We start from the raw sequence: 476 nt of genomic DNA, 5'->3' as shown, positions 1-476 counted from the left end.
AGATGTGTATGAAGAGACAGATATTGGTCGCCTTGGAAGCCCACGGCGAAATCGTACCCAAACGGGGCGTTACCAAAAATAAATGCAAGCCCTCGCGCGCTTCGGGCGTTTGTTCAACGCTTTGCGCTGCCAACAAGGCTTGCAGTTTTTCGACAGTCGCGGCATCCAATGCTTTCTCGCTGCCGACGAAATACCAAAATTCGCTTTTCAGTTTCACTTCGGGCAGACCGAGTGCGGCCGCTTTTTGCAAGAGTTTTTCAACACGGAAATCGGAAAGGGCGGTAACGCCGCGCAAGGGCAAAACAACAGACATGGATTCAGCTCACAAAATGCAGTTGGGGAATTCATTATTATACCTTAAAAATGCAATTTTGCTTGTGAATTTATACTTCAAGTGTTGACAATTTTTGCTTGTAAATTGAAGGGGAATAAGGCAATCGTGCTGCCCAGTTTTTTATTTTGTACCTGATTATTGG

Annotated in this window: 1 protein-coding gene; it reads right to left on the bottom strand. The window is 45.6% G+C overall.

Annotation, left to right across the window (positions count from 1 at the left end; all coding sequences use genetic code 11):
• On the bottom strand, positions 1 to 313 hold a 313-nt coding region (locus tag ACTHUT_RS21710), incomplete at its 3' end, for a hypothetical protein (protein ID WP_440419885.1).
• Positions 314 to 476 lie beyond the last annotated feature (163 nt).

Source organism: Neisseria sp. P0022.S010, assembly GCF_051956635.1.
This window is presented reverse-complemented; position numbering and strand designations above follow the sequence as displayed.